Origin of the sequence: Zhihengliuella alba (assembly GCF_039538765.1) — a bacterium.
In the GTDB taxonomy this organism is placed as follows: Bacteria; Actinomycetota; Actinomycetes; order Actinomycetales; family Micrococcaceae; genus Zhihengliuella; species Zhihengliuella alba.
In genome coordinates, this window is record NZ_BAABCJ010000002.1 from 826,593 (window position 1) to 844,172 (window position 17,580).

At 72.0% G+C, this 17,580-nt stretch carries 16 protein-coding genes; 8 read left to right on the top strand and 8 right to left on the bottom strand.

Annotated features, from left to right (window positions below):
- Positions 1–7: 7 nt before the first annotated feature.
- The 5 genes from ABD784_RS09470 to ABD784_RS09490 form a co-directional block, all read right to left on the bottom strand.
- Positions 8–1,018, bottom strand: coding sequence for an NAD(P)-dependent alcohol dehydrogenase (locus ABD784_RS09470; protein ID WP_344883352.1), 1,011 nt, complete (start codon positions 1,016–1,018; stop codon positions 8–10).
- 89 nt (positions 1,019–1,107) lie between these two features.
- Positions 1,108–1,977, bottom strand: coding sequence for a carbohydrate ABC transporter permease (locus tag ABD784_RS09475; RefSeq protein ID WP_344883355.1), 870 nt, complete (start codon positions 1,975–1,977; stop codon positions 1,108–1,110).
- On the bottom strand, positions 1,977–2,972 hold the full coding sequence (locus tag ABD784_RS09480; protein ID WP_344883358.1) for a carbohydrate ABC transporter permease: 996 nt from the start codon (positions 2,970–2,972) through the stop codon (positions 1,977–1,979). The genes ABD784_RS09475 and ABD784_RS09480 overlap by 1 nt, the downstream gene beginning before the upstream one ends.
- Positions 2,969–4,435, bottom strand: a complete 1,467-nt coding sequence (locus ABD784_RS09485; protein WP_344883362.1) for an ABC transporter substrate-binding protein — start codon at positions 4,433–4,435, stop codon at positions 2,969–2,971. Before ABD784_RS09485 ends, ABD784_RS09480 begins: the two co-directional genes overlap by 4 nt.
- A gap of 55 nt (positions 4,436–4,490) precedes the next feature.
- Positions 4,491–5,369, bottom strand: coding sequence for an SDR family oxidoreductase (locus tag ABD784_RS09490; RefSeq protein WP_344883365.1), 879 nt, complete (start codon positions 5,367–5,369; stop codon positions 4,491–4,493).
- Positions 5,370–5,545: 176 nt separating this feature from the next.
- Here ABD784_RS09490 and ABD784_RS09495 point away from each other — a divergent pair, with 176 nt between their 5' ends.
- A complete protein-coding gene (locus ABD784_RS09495; protein WP_344883368.1) occupies positions 5,546–6,499 on the top strand; it encodes an AraC family transcriptional regulator in 954 nt (317 codons plus the stop codon).
- A 180-nt stretch (positions 6,500–6,679) separates the two neighbouring features.
- Positions 6,680–7,924 (top strand): aminotransferase-like domain-containing protein, encoded by a 1,245-nt coding sequence (locus tag ABD784_RS09500; RefSeq protein WP_344883371.1) that lies wholly within the window; start codon positions 6,680–6,682, stop codon positions 7,922–7,924.
- A gap of 85 nt (positions 7,925–8,009) precedes the next feature.
- Here ABD784_RS09500 and ABD784_RS09505 read toward each other — a convergent pair whose 3' ends face one another.
- Both ABD784_RS09505 and ABD784_RS09510 read right to left on the bottom strand, forming a co-directional pair.
- Positions 8,010–9,446: an NAD(P)/FAD-dependent oxidoreductase gene (locus ABD784_RS09505; RefSeq protein WP_344883374.1), complete on the bottom strand. Its 1,437-nt coding sequence runs from the start codon at positions 9,444–9,446 to the stop codon at positions 8,010–8,012.
- 46 nt (positions 9,447–9,492) lie between these two features.
- Entirely contained in the window at positions 9,493–9,828 is a 336-nt protein-coding gene (locus ABD784_RS09510; RefSeq protein WP_344883377.1) for a non-heme iron oxygenase ferredoxin subunit, read from the bottom strand.
- A gap of 328 nt (positions 9,829–10,156) precedes the next feature.
- Between ABD784_RS09510 and ABD784_RS09515 the strand changes: the two genes are divergently transcribed.
- The 5 genes from ABD784_RS09515 to cobB all read left to right on the top strand — a co-directional run bounded on the left by ABD784_RS09515 (position 10,157) and on the right by cobB (position 15,548).
- Positions 10,157–11,572, top strand: a complete 1,416-nt coding sequence (locus ABD784_RS09515) for a TrkH family potassium uptake protein (protein ID WP_344883380.1) — start codon at positions 10,157–10,159, stop codon at positions 11,570–11,572.
- A 76-nt stretch (positions 11,573–11,648) separates the two neighbouring features.
- Entirely contained in the window at positions 11,649–13,229 is a 1,581-nt protein-coding gene (locus ABD784_RS09520) for a sensor histidine kinase (protein WP_344883383.1), read from the top strand.
- Positions 13,226–13,909 carry a response regulator gene (locus ABD784_RS09525; protein ID WP_344883386.1) on the top strand — a complete coding sequence of 228 codons (684 nt, stop codon included), beginning with the start codon at positions 13,226–13,228 and terminating at the stop codon, positions 13,907–13,909. The genes ABD784_RS09520 and ABD784_RS09525 overlap by 4 nt, the downstream gene beginning before the upstream one ends.
- A gap of 107 nt (positions 13,910–14,016) precedes the next feature.
- Positions 14,017–14,844, top strand: coding sequence for a transporter substrate-binding domain-containing protein (locus tag ABD784_RS09530; protein WP_344883389.1), 828 nt, complete (start codon positions 14,017–14,019; stop codon positions 14,842–14,844).
- The gene (cobB, locus tag ABD784_RS09535) at positions 14,841–15,548 is read left to right on the top strand and encodes a Sir2 family NAD+-dependent deacetylase (RefSeq protein WP_344883392.1); all 708 of its coding nucleotides are present in this window, start codon (positions 14,841–14,843) and stop codon (positions 15,546–15,548) included. Before ABD784_RS09530 ends, cobB begins: the two co-directional genes overlap by 4 nt.
- Positions 15,549–15,657: 109 nt before the next feature.
- On the opposite strand, the gene ABD784_RS09540 is transcribed toward cobB, so the two are convergent.
- The gene (locus tag ABD784_RS09540) at positions 15,658–15,822 is read right to left on the bottom strand and encodes a hypothetical protein (protein ID WP_344883395.1); all 165 of its coding nucleotides are present in this window, start codon (positions 15,820–15,822) and stop codon (positions 15,658–15,660) included.
- Between the two features lie 422 nt (positions 15,823–16,244).
- Here ABD784_RS09540 and ABD784_RS09545 point away from each other — a divergent pair.
- Positions 16,245–17,580: DUF222 domain-containing protein (locus tag ABD784_RS09545; RefSeq protein WP_344883398.1), on the top strand; the 1,336-nt coding region annotated here is incomplete at its 3' end.

Genomic DNA, 17,580 nt, shown 5'->3' on the forward strand with positions numbered 1-17,580 from the left:
GGCCTCGTCAGCCGTTCGGCAGGACCATGGCCTTCAACGCGTGCGGGTCACGCCGGTTGACGGTCATGGCGGCCTCCGTCTCCTCGAGACCGAATCGGTGCGTGATCAGGGCGTCCACGTCCACCTGGCCGGTCCCGATCAGCTGCAGGGCCGCCGGGTAGCAGTTGGCGTAGCGGAAGATGCCGGAGATGGTCAGCTCGCGGCCCTGGATCAGGTGCACGTCCAGGGGCACCGTGTCCGCGCCCATCCCGATGAGCACGGCCCGGCCGGCCCGGGCGAGCTGGCCCACGCCGGAGCGGAACGCGGGCGCGGCGCCCGAGCATTCGAGCAGGACGTCGAACTCGCCGTCGGGTCCCGCGTCGGCCCGCCGGGCCTCGATCCCGAGCGCGGCTGCCTTCTCCAGTCGGCTGTCGCTCAGGTCCGTCACTGTCACGCGGCTGGCCCCGAACGCCCGGGCCACCTGCGCGGCGAGCAGCCCGATCGGGCCCGCCCCGGTGATGAGCACCCGATCCCCCACGGACACCCCGGCCTTGCGGCACGCCCAGACGCCCACCGACACGGGCTCGGCCATGGCGGCCTGCTCGGCGGTCACGGCCTCCGGGGCGGGGTGCGCGAAGGCGGCATCGATCGTCACGAGCCGGCTGATGGCGCCGTCGACCGGCGGTGTGGCGAAGAAGACGACGTCGGGGCACAGGTTGTAGCGGCCCGAGAGGCACTCCTGGCAGGACCGGCAGGGCACGCCCGGCTCCAGCGCCACGAGCTGGCCGACGCGGTCGGCCGGGACGCCGGCGCCGACCGCCTCGATGGTGCCGGCGGCCTCGTGCCCGATGATCATCGGCGCCTCGACGACGAAGTCTCCGATCCGGCCGTGCTCGTAGTAGTGGACGTCGGACCCGCAGATGCCGACGGCCTCGACGCGGACGAGCACCTGGCCGGGCCCGGCCTCCGGGACGGGCCGGTCCTCGATGCGCAGGTCCTGAGGCGCGTGCAGGACTGCGCTGGGGTTCTGGTGATTCATGCTTCTCCTCCACTTCGGCGTCGGCGCTGCCGACCGGTTCCTGATGCTCTCTGACTCATTCTGTTCGCTCGCTGTGCCACGGCGGGCCCCTACTCGCCGGTGACGGCACCGAGCGTGAGCCCGGTGACGAGCCAGCGCCGCACGGCGAGGCCCACCAGGATCATGGGGAGCACCACGATCGTCCCGATCGCGGTGAGCTGGCCCCAGTCGACGCCGGTCTGGGTGACCAGCTGCGTCGCGGCGATCGGCAGGGTCTGGGAGTTCGGCCCGGAGATGACCGTGGCGAACGCGTAGTCGTTCCACGCGAAGACCAGGCAGAGCACCGCCGTCGTGACGATCCCGGCCTTGGTCAGTGGCAGCGCGACGTACCAGAACGTCTGCCAGCGCGTGCACCCCGCGACCTCCGCCGACTCCTCGAGCGACGGCGGGATCGCCTCGAAGAAGGCGCTCATGATCCAGATCGCGAACGGCAGGTTGAACGTCAGGTACGCGAGGATCAGTCCGGGCAGGGTGTCGATCAGTCCCGCGAAGCGGAAGACCAGGAACAGCGGCAGGACCACGGCCGCGATCGGGGCCATGCGGGTGGAGATGAACCAGAAGGACAGCCCCTTCTTGCCCTTGAAGGCGGTGCGCGCCAGGCCGTACCCGCCGAGCGTGCCGAGCACCGTGGCGATGACGGCCGCGCCGACCGCTGCGATGACGGAGTGGTTCAAGTAGGTCGCCAGGTTGTTGGCGCCGCTGAAGAGGTTCTCGTAGTTCCGCCAGGTCGGCGTGAACAGCCACTGCGGCGTCGACGCGGTGACGTCGCCGGGCCCCTTGAAGGAGCCGAGCAGCATCCAGACCAGCGGGACGACCGTCCAGGCGAGCGCGAGGACCAGGAAGACGACGGCGACGATGCCGCCGGGGCCGCGCCCGCGCACTGTGCGCCTCCGGGGCGTGGCGATGGTGTGCGTGGACATCAGTGGGTCTCCTTCTCGCTGAGCAGGCCGACGAAGAGCCGGGCGATCATGATGGTCAGCGCGAGCATCATGATGCCGATGACGGCGGCGTATCCGAGGTCGAAGAACCGGAACGCGGCCTCGTAGAGCCGGACGGGGACGATCTTGGTGGCGTCCGCCGGCCCACCGTTGGTGGTGACGCTGATGATGTCGAAGTACCGCACGGCGTCCATGGAGCGGATCAGAATGGCGACCAGCAGGATCGGCTTGATGGACGGCAGGACGATGTTCCAGAACTTCTTCCACTCGTCCGCGCCGTCGATCGACGCCGCCTCCAGCACCGAGGGGTTCACCCCGCTCAGACCGGCGAGGGTGATGAGCGCGATCAGCGGCGTCCACTCCCACACATCCATCAGGGTGACGGCGACGAACGCGGAGACGGGATTGCCGAGCACGTCCTGCTCGAAGCCGAGCCCCTGCAGCAGGTGCGCGTAGAGCCCGAACGTCGGGTCCAGCATGTAGCGGCCGAGCAGGCCCACGATCGAGGGCGCCACGAACATCGGCAGCAGGATGAGCGGCAGCAGGAGACCGCGGCCGCGGCTCAGCCGGTTCAGGACGACGGCGATCGCGATGCCCAGCACCAGTTCCACGCCCAGCGTGGCCGCGAAGTAGCCGAGGGTCAGGCCCCAGCTCTTCCACAGCTCCACGTCGCCGAAGGCGCGGATCCAGTTGTCGAGTCCGACGAACTCCAGCTGCAGCCCGCCGAGGAGGCGGACCCGGCTGAAGCTCATCATGATCAGCATGACCAGCGGGATGAGGGACAGCACGCCGAGCAGGGCGACGCCCGGGGCCATCATCCATCCGGTGAACGCGATGCGGCCGGGGCCCCGCCGATCGTGCTGACCGGCGGGCGGGGCGACCGGCGTCGGACCCATCCCGGGCCGGCCCGGGGCCTTGCCCTCGGCCGTGCCCCCGCCGCGCGCGGCGCCCTGGTCTGCGGTCTGATCGGCACTCATGCGACCCACCCCCTGGCTACAATTCCGTCGATGCGGGACGTCGCGTCCTCCATGGCCTCCCGCGCTGCCTTCTGGCCCGCGAGCATGCGGGACAGTTCCGTGAAGAGCGCCGTGTCGCACTCGTTCCACATGGGGATCTTGGGCCGGAGCCCGATCCTGTCCTCCTCCCACGCGATGCCGACCGCGTCCGCGGTGAGCATGTTCGGCATCTCCGAGGGCCGCGTCGTCGCGGCCTGGACCTCCGGCAGCGCGTAGACGGACTGCCGGGTGGGCGTTCCGCCGCCGGCGGAGGACTTCAGGTTGCTCAGTTGCGTGGCGGGCGAGGTCGCCCAGTTGACGAACAGCCAGGCGGCCCCGCGCCGGGCGCCCTCGGACATCGCGCTGATCCCGATGCCGGTGCCGCCGAAGTGATTCGCCGTGCCGGCGGGGCCCTGCGGCAGCGGCGCGTAGCCGACCTGGCCCGGCAGGGCCGCCTCGTTGGTGGCCGCGAACTCGTGCCAGTTCGGTGCCATCGCTACCTCGCCGGCGGCCAGCGCGTTGCCGACGCCGTCCCAGTCCCAGCCCAGCGACCCCGGGTGGGCGATCGAGACCAGGCGCCGGTAGAAGTCGGCGGCCTCGATCGCCTCCGGCGAATCGAGCAGGCAGGGGCCCGGATCGTCGGTGCCGCGGAGGCCCACCTGCTGGCCGTCCGGGAAGTAGTCCCCGCCGTAGGCCCAGAGGACGTTGGAGAAGTCGGCCATCAGCGAATCGTGCTGCTTGGCCTGGTGGCCGGTGCCGTAGGGCACCTCGTCCACGTTCTCGTTGATCCACTCGGCGATCCGGAAGTACTCCTCCCAGGTCCGCTCCCCCGACGGCGTCGGGTCGAATCCGAGGTCCGCCTGCATGCGGCTGTGGTACTTCTCGAAGAGGTCCATCCGGTACTGCCAGATCATCGTCGGGCAGTCGTACGGCAGCGCGTAGATCGCGTCCGACCCGCCGAACATGCCGGTGGCCTGCAGCTGCGTCGGGATGAAGTCCTCGAAGCCGCCCTCCAGCGGTGGGTAGGAGTCGTCCGCGGCGAACTCGCGCAGGTCCGCGAGTCCGGCCGCGTACGGGGCGAGGACCTGGTACGGATCGGCGTAGACGACGTCGTACTGGGACTGGCCGCCGGCCAGGTCCAGCGCCACCCGCTGCACGAGCGCCTGGAGATCCAGAGTGACGATGTTGATGTCGATGCCGGTCAACTCCTTGAACGGCTGCAGGTTCGCGGCGATCGCCGCCGTGGGCGCCGTGTTCTCCGAGATGAAGTTGATCGTGGTCCCCGCGAACCGGCGCCACGGGTCGCCGCCCGGGCTGGGCGGCGGCACCGGCGCGGAGGCCGTCTGCCCGCAGGCGGTCAGGCCGCCCAGGGCCGCGGCCGCGAGCCCGGCCCCGCCGATGCGGAGGAGCTGCCTCCGCGTCGGCGTCGTGAGCTTGTTGTCCATGGTGTCTCCTCAGTTCTCGCCCGCTCGGGGCGCGTACCACTGGATGGGTCTGGGGTCAGAAGAGGGTGTAGCCGCCGTCGGCGACGAGCACCGTGCCCGTGGTGAAGGTCGAGGCGTCGCTGGCCAGGTAGATCACCGAGGGCGCGATCTCCTCCGGCGTGGCCGCCCGCTGCATGGGCGCGTCGTCGATCCAGCGGGGCTTGAACCGGGGGTCGTCCACGGGCGCCATGTCCGTCCCCACGTAGCCGGGGGCGAGCGCGTTGACGCGGACGTTGTACGGGGCCCACTCGGCGGCCAGGCTCTTGGTGAGCTGGTGGACGGCCGCCTTGGAGGCGTTGTAGGCGGGCTGCCACTGCGGGCGGTTGACGATCTGCGCCGAGATCGAGCCGATGTTGACGATGTTCCCGGCCCGCTGCTCCACGAAGTGCCGGCCGAAGACCTGGGAGCACTTCCACAGGGCGTTGACGTTCACGTCGAGGACGGAGTCCCACTCCTCGTCCGCCACCTCCAGCGCCGGCCGGTGGATGCAGGTCCCCGCGTTGTTCACGAGGACGTCCACCCGGCCGAAGTCGGCCAGGACATCGGCGAGGAGGCGTTCGACGTCGTCGCGCCGCGTGACGTCCACCCGGTAGGCGCGCGCCCGCACGCCGCGCGACTCGAGGTCCGCGAGCGCGGCCGCCGTGCTCCCGGTGTCTCCGCCGCCGTCGGAGGTCCCCGGGCCGGTGGCGGTCCCCGGGCCGGAGGCGGTCCCGCCGTCGGCATCTGCTCCGGGAGAGGTCCCGCCGGAAGCCCCGTCGTCGATGCTGCGGGCGGCGATCGCCACGTCGGCGCCGGCGTCCGCCAGGGCCCGGGCGAACGCCGCGCCGAGCCCACGCGTTCCGCCGGTCACCACGGCGACGCGGCCTGCCAGCCCGAAAGTCTCCTGCAAATTCATACCGGTCAGCCTCTCTGGTCCACGGACACCCGCCCGGTGCTGTGCGCACTCCGGGGCGCGGGCGTTTCTCCTGCCCCTCGAATCTAGGACCGGGCGGGGAGTGTGACTAGCGTCTCTCCAGTCCGGAACTGATACTTTCTTGCACCGCTGTGACGTGGGCGACGTAGGCTGGGGGCATGGCCCGTTCCCTGCTCGACCGTGCCGCAGCACCCGCCGCGCCCGCCGCATCCGTAGCACCCGCCGCGCCCGCCGCATCCGTGGCGGCCGACGCGCGGCCCGCGATGCGCGAGGTCGTCCCGCACGATCCCCGGCACTCCGCCCGCTGGCACCAGCACGACTACCCGGGGGTGTTCGCGCGCTGGAACTACCACCCCGAGTACGAGCTGCACCTGGCCCGCCGGCACGGCCAGTACATCGTCGGCGGGAGCGTCGGCCACTTCGAGCACGGCCAGCTGGTCCTGGTGGGACCGAACATCCCGCACGAGTGGCTGACGCAGGTGCCCCCGGGCGAGGTCCTCGAGGACTCGGACGTGGTCCTGCAGTTCCGGCACGAGTGGCTGCAGGAATGCGAGCTGCTCCTGCCCGAGCTCGGCGAGCTCGGCGACCTGTGGGCCAGGGCCAGGTTCGGCGTCGAGTTCGGCGGCGCCACCGCCGAGGACGCTGCCCGGCTGCTCGAGGCGGTCGGGGCCACCACCGGCATGGACCGGCTGCTGAGCATGCTGGACCTGTTCCGCCGGCTGGCGGAGGCTCCCGAGGGCGAGTACCGGCTGCTCACCGACGGGTGGGTGCCGCCGGCGAACACCCCGGACGCGCAGGAGATCGTCGGACGCGCGCTGAACTACGTCTCCGAGAACCTGACGGGCGACATCCGGCTGTCCGAGGCGGCACGCATGGCCGGCATGTCCGACTCCGCGTTCTCCCGGTACTTCGCCCGGGCCAGCGGCCAGAACTTCGCGGCCATGGTGCGCCGGCTGCGCATCGCCCACGCCAGCAAGCTCCTCCTGGGCACGTCGCTGCCGGTCGCCCGGATCGCCCACCAGGTCGGGTACTCCAACCTCTCCAACTTCAACCGCCAGTTCCGCCGGGAGACCGGGCTGACGCCCACGCGGTACCGCCGATCGGCCCGCTGAGCCGGACCTGTGCCCCTCCCGGGGCGCACCCGGCGCAGGCGCCCACCCGGGCGTCGCTCCGCTGCAGGCTCGCCTCGTGCGGCCGCCGTCGTTAGTCTTCGTCCCAGGGGGACCTGCGGGACTCCCGTCGTCGGACGACGCCGGACGACGCCGAAAGCAGCCGAACGAAGGAGTTCGCACATGACTTCTGCACAGACGGGTCCGCGTCTGGCCCGCCGCGCCGCCGGCTTCACGCCGTCCGCGGTCCGCGACGTCTGGGAGCTTTCCCTGCAGCCCGGCATGATCTCGCTGGCCGGCGGGAATCCCGATCTCTCCCTCATGGACCTCGACTGGATGGCCGAGGCGGCCGCCGAGGCCATCGCGACCCGGGCGGGGAGCACCCTCCAGTACGGCTCCGGGCCGGGCGAGGCGGCGCTCCGGGAGGCCATCCCGGAGGTCATGGCGGCCGAGGGGATCCTGGCCGCACCGGAGTCCATCCAGGTGACCAGCGGCTCCCAGATGGGCCTGGACCTGATCGTGAAGCTCCTCTGCGACCCCGGCGACACGGTGGTCGCTGAGGGGCCCACCTACGTGGGCGCGCTGGGCGTCTTCGGCGGCGCGGGCGTGCAGGTCCGGCACGTCGCGATGGACCACGACGGGATGGTCCCGGAGGACCTGGAACGGCTGCTCGAGGAGCTCGCCGCCGCGTCCCGGCTGCCGCGATTCGTCTACACCGTCCCCAACTTCCACAACCCGACGGGCATCACCCTGGCGACCGCACGCCGCCGTGCCGTGGTGGAGGTCTGCCGGCGCTTCGGCGTCCCGATCGTCGAGGACAACCCCTACGGCCTCCTGAGCTTCACCGAGGCGACGCGACCGTCGCTGCACGGGCTGGACCCGGACAATGTCCTGTACCTCGGCTCGTTCTCCAAGATCCTCTCCCCCGGCCTGCGCGTCGGCTGGGTCTGCGCGCCGCCGTGGCTGCGCCGCGAGCTCCAGCTGGCCGCGGAGTCGACGACGATCAGCGCCTCGGGTCTGAGCCAGGCCCTGGCGACGGCCTTCGTCCGGCAGACGCCCTGGCGGGAGTCGGTCGCCGCCGTGGCCGCGCGCTACGCCGAGCGCGCCGACGCGCTCTGCCGCGCCCTCGAGGACTCGCTGCCGGAGGGCGCCTCCTTCAGCCGGCCCGCGTTCAGCCGGCCGGAGGGCGGGTTCTTCAGCTGGGTCACGCTGCCGGAGCACTGGCGGGCGAACGAGCTGCTCGAGGCCGCGCTGGAGCGGAACGTGGTGTTCATCCAGGGCGCCTCCTTCTTCACGGACGGGCAGGGCGCCCACCAGCTGCGGCTCGCGTTCTGCTCGGTGCCGCCGGACGGCCTGCGGGAGGGCGTGCGCCGTCTCGCCGGCGCCATGGAGCAGTACGCAGCGGAGCTGGCGGCCGACCCGGCGTAGGCACGCGGGGCGGTGACGACCGGCGGCAGTCGGCGACGATGGCGGCCGTCAGCGGCGCGACGGCGTACGACGGCGCGGGAGACCCTCAGCGGCCGCGGGCGAACCGCTTCACGTCGACTGCGGGGTCGGCGAGCTGGACCGGGTCCACGACGATGCCGCGGTCGATGATGCGGCGCGCGGCGCGGATCAGCGCTCCGCCGTCGATCGCGGCGGCGCCGATCATGGTCCCGTCGGCCCCGAGGCGGAAGGCCGCCACGAGGGGTCCCCGCTCCGCGGACGCACCACCGGCGGCAGCCTCGGTCGAGGGCTCTGTGCCCGGGGCTCCCCCGCCAGCGTTCCCCACGGCTCCCTCAGCGCCCACGGCTTCGGCTTCGGCTTCGGCCGCAGCGAAGCGCAGGACAGTGGTCTCGCCGCCGACCATGCTCCCCACGCCCTCGACGTGCACGCCGTACCGGTCGGACCAGAACCAGGGCGCGCCGTGCTGCGGCAGCGGCAGGCCGAGCAGGGCCGCGGCGGCCGTGGTCCCGCTGTGCATGGCGTGCTCCCAGTGCTCGGCCCGGCGCCGCAGCGTCCCGTCGGCCGCACGGGTCCGCGCCGCGTCGCCGACCGCGTACACACGCGGATGGCTGGTGAGCTGGGACGGATCGACGACGACGCCGTCGTCCACCTCCAGGCCTGCGGCCTCGGCGAGCGCCGTGTCGGGGCGGACGCCGATGCCCACCAGGACGACGTCGGCCGGGACCGTGAGCCCGAGGTCGCCGGGCGCGCCCGGGGCGGTGGATGTCGGCTCGGCGGCGCTGGAGGCGCCGGCACGCGGCGCAGCGGGGCTCGCCGCGTCTGGGTCCACGTGGACGCTGAACCCCTCCGCGTGGCGCTCGATCGCGCTGGGCACCGCAGTGATGACGCGGACGCCGTGCTCGGCGTGCATGTCGTGGAGGCGCCGGGCGATCTCCGGGCCGACCGCCGGGACCAGGGGCGGGTCCACGGGCTCGATCAGCGTGGTCTCGGCTCCGAGCGCCGCGGCCGCGGAGGCGACCTCGGCACCGATGAGGCCGGCGCCGACCACCACGAGGCGACGGCCCGGCGAGAGCTCGGCCCGCAGCCGGTCGGCGTCGTCGCGGGTCCGCAGCGCCAGGACGTCCGGCAGGTCACCGCCGGGGACAGGGAGCCGGCGCGGCGTCCCGCCGGTGGCGAGGACGATCCGGTCCGCCGCGATCTCCCGGCCGTCGTCGAGCAGGACAGCGCCGCAGTCCGGGCGGATCTCGCGGACGCGTCCGGCGTGGAGGTCCACACGGTTCTCGACGAACCAGTCGGGCGGGGAGAGCAGGATGTCCTCGCCCGACTTCTCGCCGAGGAGGTACCCCTTGCTCAGGGGCGGGCGGTCGTAGGGCAGGCCGTCGGGGTCGACGAGCGTCAGCGAGCCCGCGTAGCCGTGCCGGCGCAGCTCGCGCAGCACCGTGAGGCCGGCGACTCCGCCGCCGACCACCACGATCGAGTCGATGCCCCTGCCGTTCGTCTCCATCGCCCCGGTCTCCGTCCTCGCCGCTTGCACTCGATGACCGGCCGGCTCAGGGAGCCTGGTTCGGGTACAGCACCAGATCGCCGTCGACGACCTCGACCTTGTGCGGGCGGACGCCGACGGTGGCGGGCATGCACGTGGCCTCGCCGGTCTTCAGGCAGAACCGGGCGGAGTGCAGCGGGCACTCGATCTCGGTGCCCTCGATCCAGCCGTCGGCGAGCGAGGCGGTCTCGTGCGTGCACGTGTCGTCGAGTGCGTAGAAGCTGCCGTCCTCGGCGTGGAAGATCGTCACGTCGTCGTCGGTCCCGATCTCCTCGGACGGGACCACGCGGGCCTCGCCCTCCTCGATCTCGGCGGCCGGGCCGAGGTTGATGGCGTCGCTCATGGTGGTGCTCCTTCTGTGGTTCCGCGGGGTGCCAGCTGCCTGCACGCGCACCCTCACGTTACCTGTTCCGGGGCATCTCGTGGCGGCGGCCGGGTGCCGGTGGGCAGGGTCGCCGGCGGCTGCCGCGCGCCGGGCGCAGCCGGCTCCGCCGCTGGGACGCTCGGGCCCACGGTGCATCTCCGCGTGAGGGCGGCGTCAAGAAGGGCGAGCGGGGCGTTAGCACGGCATTAAGAACGCCCCACGCACGGCACTCGGAGGCGTGGACTGTCCCATGGCGCCGACGGAACGGTCGGCTCCGCAGGCAGGACGAGAGCAGAGGAGCAGGACCGTGGCCGGGGCCGTACAGTCTCCACACCGGGATCCGGTCCGCCGGACCGTCCGGGCGCAGTGGTCGGCCGCGGCCGGCCGGCTGAAGCGATTCTTCCTGCAGAACCCCGTGCGACTGGTCCCGGTGGGGTTCCTCGCCGTCATCCTCCTCGGGGCCGCGATGCTGATGCTGCCGGCGTCCCGGGCCGATGCGGACGCACCGGTGCTCATGCCCGCCCTCTTCACCTCGTTCTCCGCCGTCTGTGTCACGGGGCTCATCACCGTCGACACGTCGTCGTTCTGGACGCCGTTCGGGCAGACGGTCATCCTGGCGCTGATCCAGGTCGGCGGGTTCGGCATCATGACGCTGAGCACGCTGCTGGCACTGGTGATCCGGAAGCGCCTGACCGTGCGCACGCAGCTCGCCGCCGCCTCGGAGACCCACACGCTCAATCTCGGCGACGTGCGCCGCGTCCTCCTGCGCGTCGCGCAGATCTCGCTGACCGTGGAGGCCGCCGTGGCCGCCGTCCTGACCGTCCGCTTCTGGATGGTCTACGACCATCCCCCCGGCACGGCGGTCTGGCACGGCGTCTTCCACGCCGTCTCGGCGTTCAACAATGCGGGATTCTCCGTCTTCAGCGACAGCCTCGTGGGGTACGTGGCGGACCCCTGGATCATCCTGCCCGTGAGCGCGGCATTGATCGTCGGGGGCCTGGGGTTCCCCGTTATCATCGAGCTGCTGAGCCGGCCCAGGACCCACAGGCTTCCCTCGATGCACCTCCGCCTGACCCTCTGGGGGACGGCGGTCCTGCTGTCCTCGGGCATGCTGGTCTTCGCCCTGCTCGAGTGGAACCGGCCCGAGACCCTCGGGGGCCTGACCGTCGGCGGTAAGCTCCTGGGCGCGTTCGGGCTGACGGCCTTCCCGCGCACCGCCGGGTTCAACAGCATCGACTACGGCCAGGCCTCGTCCGAGACGCTGCTGCTGACCGACACCCTCATGTTCATCGGCGGCGGCAGCGCCGGCACCGCCGGCGGCATCAAGATCACCACCTTCCTCATCCTGGCCTTCGCCATCTGGAACGAGGTCCGCGGCCACGACCAGGTGCTCGTGGGGGCGCGTGCGATCAGTTCCTCGGTCCAGCGTCAGGCGCTGTCCGTGGCCCTGATGGGCGTCGGCTCCGTCCTGCTGGGCACCGTCGCCCTGCTGGCCCTGACGGATCACGACCTCGAATCGGTCCTCTTCGAGTGCGTCTCCGCCTTCGCGACCGTGGGCTTGTCCACGGGCATCACGGGCGATCTGCCCGCGACGGGCGAGCTGGTGCTGATCGGCCTGATGTTCATGGGCCGCGTCGGGACCATCACCATCGCGGCCGCCCTGGCGCTGCGCACACGGCGGCTCCTCTACCGGTTGCCGGAGGAACGGCCGATCATCGGGTGACGGGCCGGGGATACTGGGAGGCAGAGGGCGGGGACGGGATGACCCGTCCCGCAGGGACCATGCGCAGGAGGCGACCGTGAGCACAGCAGACCCGTCGGCGTTCGAGGCCGACCTGCGGCGTCGTCAACGGTTCTCGCCGCTGAGCTGGAGGCGGCGGCTCGCCGGGTGGCTCCTCGCCGTCGTCGGCCCCGTCGCCCTGACCGCCGGCTTCCTCGGCTCCGGAACGGGCACGGACGCGACGACGCTCAACTTCCTCTGCCATCTCACGGTGGTGGTGTTCGTCGCGATCCTCGGCGGGTGGTGGCCCGCCGTGGCGAGCGCGCTGCTGAGCACCATGCTCCTCAACTGGTTCTTCACGCCGCCCACCGGCCAATGGCTGATCCACGAGCCGCTGAACGTGGTGGCCCTCTGCCTGTTCCTGCTCGTCGCGGCCGGGGTAGCACGCATCGTGGACATCGAGGCACGCCGGACCTCAGAGGCGGTCCGGGCCCGGCGGCAGGCCGCGGTCCTCTTCGAGCTGGCCGGAGGCGTGATCAGCGAGGGACTGAGCGTCCCGGCGCTGCTCGAGCGCCTGCGGGCCACGTACGGCCTCCGCGGCGTCGCCCTGGTCGGCCGCCCCGCTGAGACGAGCGGGACCGAGCGGGTCTGGGAGCTCGTCGCCAGTTCGGGTCCGTCCGTTCCGGACCCCGCCGCCTGCGACCGCACGCTGTCCGTGGACGCCCGGCACCGGCTGCTGATCGACGGGACCTCCCGCGATGCCTCCGACGACAGCGTGATGGAGGCTTTCGCCGCCCGGATCGCCGGAGTCCTCCAGCAGCAGGATCTGGCGGAGGCACGGCTGCGGGCACAGGAGCTGGCCGCCGGCAACTCCATGCGCACCGCTCTGCTTGCAGCCGTCTCCCATGACCTGCGCACACCGCTGGCCGGGATCAAGGCCGCCGTGTCCAGCCTCCGCATGGAGGACGTCCAGTTCAGCCCGGAGGACACCCGGGACCTGCTCCAGACCGTCGAGGAATCGGCGGACCAGCTCACGGAGCGGATCGAGGACCTGCTGGACATGAGCCGCATCCAGGCCGGCGAGCTGGTGGTCCACCGCGTCCCGCTCGAGGTGGACGACCTCGTGGCAGCAGCCATTCACAGCGTCGACGGGGATACCGCCGCGCGGCGCCGGATCCGGGTCGAGGTACCGGCCGAGTGCCCGCCGGTTCTGGGCGACCATGGGCTCCTGGTCCGGGTGCTCGCGAATCTGCTGGAGAACGCGCTGAAGTACAGCCGGGCAGAGGACGACGTCGTGGTCCTCGCCGATGTCGGAGAGGTACGGATCGTCGACCGCGGACCGGGGGTGCCGCGCGAGCAGCGGGAACAGATCTTCCGGCCGTTCCAGCGGCTCGGGGACCACGACGCGACCGTCGGCGTCGGCCTGGGCCTGGCGGTCGCCCGCGGGCTGGCCGAGGGCATGGGTGGCACGGTCCGCGCCGAGGACACGCCCGGCGGCGGTCTCACCATGGTGCTCTCGCTGCCGACCGGCGGAGAAGCAGCCCGCGGCGAGGAGGACGGCGGCGAAACGGACGACGGCGTAGCGGACGACGGCGTAGCGGACGACGGCGTAGCGGCCGCCGCCCCGGCGAGGCCCGAGGGGTGGAGGCCGCTGCCGTGAACGCCACCGTGCTGGTCGTCGAGGACGACACCCAGATCGCCCGGGCGCTGCTCGTCAATCTCCGGGCCCGCGGCTACGCCACGCACCACGCGGCGACGGGTCAGCAGGCCCTGAAGCTCGCGGCCGACGTACACCCGGACGTGGTCCTGCTCGATCTCGGCCTGCCCGACCTCGAGGGAGCGGACATCATCGACGGGATCCGGGGGTGGTCCTCCATACCGATCATCGTCGTCTCGGCCCGCGGCGAGTCGCACAGCAAGGTGGACGCCCTGGACCGCGGAGCGGACGACTTCATCACGAAACCGTTCGCGATGGATGAGCTCCTGGCCCGGCTGCGCGCCGCCCTGCGCCGGGCGCAGCCGGACGCCGGCGAGCCGCTCATCGAGACGTCCGACGGTCGGATGCGCATCGATCTCGCGAGCCGCTCCGTCTCCGTGGCCGGGGAACCCGTCCGTCTCACGAAGCTCGAATGGCGCCTCCTCGAGGTGCTCGCGCGCAATCCGCACCGGCTGATCGGACGGACCGAGCTGCTGACCACGGTCTGGGGCCCCAAGTACGGCGAGGAGTCCAACTATCTGCGCGTCTACATGTCCCAGCTGCGGTCCAAGCTGGAGTTGGACAGCTCGCACCCCCAGTACTTCCGGACCGAACTCGGGATGGGCTACCGCTTCACACCCTGAATCCCTGCCGCTCCGCGTCTCCACCGGCCAGCGGCCGGGTAGGAATGACGATCGAGCACCGTTTCGGTAGTGTTCCAGAGCACATCGCTGATCGAAAGGCCCGCCGCATGCGCTCCCGCCCTCTGCTAGCCGCCGTCGTCGTCTCCTCTTCCCTGGTCCTCGCCGGGTGCTCCGGCGGAGCGGCCCCCGCGTCCGAGCCGGCCGAGGGAAGCGCCGCGACAGCCGCCGAGGACTCCCGCCTGGCCTCCGTGAAGGAGGCCGGCGTCCTCAAGGTCTGCACCACCGGCGATTACCGCCCCTTCACCTACCTCGACCCGGAGACCGGCGAGTACGAGGGCATCGACATCACGATGGTCGAGGACCTCGCCTCCCGGATGGACGTCGAGGTCGAGTACGTCCAGACCACGTGGAAGGATCTGATGCCGGACTTCCTCACGCAGTGCGACATCGGCGTCGGCGGCATCTCCATCTCGCTGGAACGGGCGGAGCAGGCGTTCTACACCGAGGCGACCCTCGACGAGGGGAAGACGCCGATCACCCTCTGCGAGAACGTGGAGAAGTTCGACACGATCGAGGAGATCAACCAGCCCGGCGTCCGCTCCATCACGCCGATCGGCGGCACCAACGAGAAGTTCGCGGAGGAGCACTACCCGGAGGGCGAGATCATCCGCTTCGAGGACAACAATGCGATCTTCGACGAGATCATCGCCGGCCGCGCGGACGTCATGACCACGGACGCCTCGGAGACCCGGTGGGTGGCCAACGAGAAGCCGGAGCTCTGCGCCGTCCACCCGGACGAGCCGTTCAACTTCTCCCAGAAGGCGTACCTCCTCCCCCAGGGCGACGAGGCGTTCCAGGAGTACGTTGACCAGTGGCTGAACATGGCTGAGAACGATGGGACGTACGACGCCGCCAAGGAGCCCTGGTTCGGATGACGCAGAGGATCGTGGTCCTCACCGGGGCAGGCATCTCGGCGGAATCCGGGATCCGGACCTTCCGCGCGGCCGACGGCCTGTGGGAGGAGCACCGCCCGGAGGACGTGGCGACGCCGGAGGCCTTCGACGCCGATCCAGACCTGGTCCACCGCTTCTACAACGCACGCCGCGCGCACCTGGCGACTGACGGCGTGGAGCCGAATGCCGCCCACCTGGCTCTCGCCAGGCTCGAGGAGGAGTACGACGGCGACGTCCTGATCGTCACCCAGAACATCGACGACCTGCACGAGCGCGCGGGTTCTCGGAACGTCCTTCACATGCACGGGGAGCTGTTGAAGATGACCTGCACGTCCTGTGCCTCGGTCCGGGAGGCCTGGCCCGAGCTCACCGTGGAGGCCGTCTGTCCGGACTGCCGTGCAACGGGCACTCTGCGCCCGCACGTGGTCTGGTTCGGCGAGATGCCGATCGGCCTGGAGGAGATCTTCGAGGCCCTCGAGCACTGCAGCGTCTTCGCAGCCATCGGGACGTCGGGCAACGTCTACCCCGCGGCCGGGTTCGTCCACGTAGCGGCGGCCGCCGGGGCCCATACGGTGGAGTTGAATCTCGAGCCGTCGGAGGTGACCGCCGGCTTCGCGGAGGTTCGTCTGGGCCCGGCCGCGTCCGAGGTCCCGCGGTGGGTCGGCGAGGTGCTCGCCGGCCCGTAGCCGGGGGTTCTCCCGCGGGCGGCGTCCCTCCGCCGGGGGCTGCCGTCGGGCATCTGCTGTAGCGGCATGCTCCGGGGCCGCAGCCGGACAGGGACTGGTGAGCGCCGGGTCAGGAATCGTCGCGCGGCGCCTCGACATTCGGGTCGTAGTCGACCTCGTCGGGTTCCGGCGCGCCGGCCTCCAGTGCCTCGCGCCGCTTGGGGTCCTGCGGGATCTCACCGTGCGGCGGCCGGTTGTAGTACTTCTGGTATCGCTCGTCCTCGAACCTGCCCATGGCTTTCTCCGGTCGTCCTCGTCTGCGTCGCTCGACGCGGCCGGTCCACGCTGACCGACGCCTCCACCGTGGCACCGGACCGGTCCGGTGGCAAGGGTTCCGCTCCCGGACGCGCCGGCCCCAGCCGCGCTTCTCGGCGCGGTCCCGTGCCTCTCGCGGCGCGGGTCGATCCCGGTTCGATGACTTCTCCTCCACAGGGGTGGTGAGGGTCTTGGTCGTGCACAGGCGGGTTGCCGTCCCCGGTGGCGAGGGTGGTGCGGGAGGAGGATGGGGGTATGGATTTCAGCGGTGGAGCGAGCGGGGCGGGCGAGGTGCCAGCAGGGACTGCGGATGCCTCGCCTGCTGCCGTGCGGGATGCCGCCGCTACGGTCTCCGCAGCCGCTGTCGCTGCCGCCGCCATCTCTTCCTCGTCCCCTGCGTCGGTGTCGCCGTCGGTGGCGGGGCTGTTGGAGCGGTGGGAGGCGGTCTCGGCCGTGTTGGACGGGTTGGTGGTGGAGACGGTCGAGGCGGTGTGCGCGGGCCCGCTGGACGCCCACGCCGCGGCCTCGCTGGTGCACGTGCTGGAGTCGGTGGGCCGTCGCTCGGATCAGGGGCGGGTGCTGGGGGCCAGGGCCGCCGACGAGGCGGATCTGGCCGGGGCCGGTGCCTCGGGCACGGGGAGGGGCCTGTCGGAGTTCAAGGGCACGGCGGACTGGTTCCGGTACGCCGAGCGCGTGAGCACCGCGGAGACGAACCGGCGGCTGCTGCTGTCCCGGACCCTCCTGCCCCGGCGGGCGCTGACCGGGGAGCGGCTCGAGCCGAAGTACCCGCACCTGGGCGCCGCCACGGCCGAGGGGGACCTCTCGGCGGAGGCCGCGGTGACCGCGGTGCGCTCGTTGGAGCGGGTCGAGCCGCGGGCGCGGCAGCTGGGCCCGGAGGCGGTCGGGTTGTGGGAGGCGATGGAGGCCGGTCTGGCCGAGACGGCCCGCGGCGTGGACCCGGGCACGGTGGAGGCGGTCGGGCGGCAGTGGGAGGCCGCGATCGACCAGGACGGCCTGGCTCCCTCCGAGGCCGTGCGGAAGGCCCAGCAGGGCTTGTTCTACAAGGGTCAGCGTCAGGGGCTGCACCGGTTCCACCTGAACGTCACGACGGATCAGTTCGAACTGCTCCGCACGGTCACCGGCGCCGCGACCAACCCCCGCAACACCACCCCCGACACCACCGAGACCACCACCGACAGCGGCGCCTGCAATGGCGCCGACAGCGGCAATGGCAGCGGCGCCGGCAGCGGCAATGGCGCCGGCAGCACCGACGCCACGAGTGCGCCCGGATCCGGCACCGGCACCGCCGGCACCGGCGCTGCGGACACCGTTGGCGGCCCCGACGCCACTGGCATGTCCGGCCCCGAGGACGAGAATCGGCCGGCCGGTGCCGGGGACGAGCCGGCCGGCGCTGGTGGTGCCGGTGGTTCGTCGGTGGCGTTCCTGCCCGAGCCCGGCGCCGCCCTGGAGGACGACCGGTCGCGGGCGCAGCTGGAGCTCGACGGGATCCTCGCCGCCCTGAGGATCGCCCTGGCCACCGACCGGCTGCCCTCCACCGGAGGCCAGCGCCCCCAGATCATGATCGCCCTGGACCACCAGATGCTCCTGACCCAACTCAACAGCCACGACACCGCCAACCAGACCGGCGGCGTCTCCTCTCCGGGATGGCCGGACCGCCCCGACCCGACCGGCAACCCGCCGACCGGCCGGGCAGGCCGGGCGGCCTGGGCGAGTAGTG

Excerpts from the sequence above, each read along its gene's own strand:
- ABD784_RS09500 (WP_344883371.1), top strand. The coding sequence starts at position 6,680 with ATGACTTCTGCACAGACGGGTCCGCGTCTGGCCCGCCGCGCCGCCGGC.
- ABD784_RS09510 (WP_344883377.1), bottom strand. The coding sequence starts at position 9,828 with ATGAGCGACGCCATCAACCTCGGCCCGGCCGCCGAGATCGAGGAGGGC.
- ABD784_RS09485 (WP_344883362.1), bottom strand. The coding sequence starts at position 4,435 with ATGGACAACAAGCTCACGACGCCGACGCGGAGGCAGCTCCTCCGCATC.
- ABD784_RS09505 (WP_344883374.1), bottom strand. The coding sequence starts at position 9,446 with ATGGAGACGAACGGCAGGGGCATCGACTCGATCGTGGTGGTCGGCGGC.
- ABD784_RS09490 (WP_344883365.1), bottom strand. The coding sequence starts at position 5,369 with ATGAATTTGCAGGAGACTTTCGGGCTGGCAGGCCGCGTCGCCGTGGTG.
- ABD784_RS09530 (WP_344883389.1), top strand. The coding sequence starts at position 14,017 with ATGCGCTCCCGCCCTCTGCTAGCCGCCGTCGTCGTCTCCTCTTCCCTG.
- ABD784_RS09495 (WP_344883368.1), top strand. The coding sequence starts at position 5,546 with ATGGCCCGTTCCCTGCTCGACCGTGCCGCAGCACCCGCCGCGCCCGCC.
- ABD784_RS09540 (WP_344883395.1), bottom strand. The coding sequence starts at position 15,822 with ATGGGCAGGTTCGAGGACGAGCGATACCAGAAGTACTACAACCGGCCG.
- ABD784_RS09480 (WP_344883358.1), bottom strand. The coding sequence starts at position 2,972 with ATGAGTGCCGATCAGACCGCAGACCAGGGCGCCGCGCGCGGCGGGGGC.
- ABD784_RS09475 (WP_344883355.1), bottom strand. The coding sequence starts at position 1,977 with ATGTCCACGCACACCATCGCCACGCCCCGGAGGCGCACAGTGCGCGGG.
- ABD784_RS09470 (WP_344883352.1), bottom strand. The coding sequence starts at position 1,018 with ATGAATCACCAGAACCCCAGCGCAGTCCTGCACGCGCCTCAGGACCTG.
- cobB (WP_344883392.1), top strand. The coding sequence starts at position 14,841 with ATGACGCAGAGGATCGTGGTCCTCACCGGGGCAGGCATCTCGGCGGAA.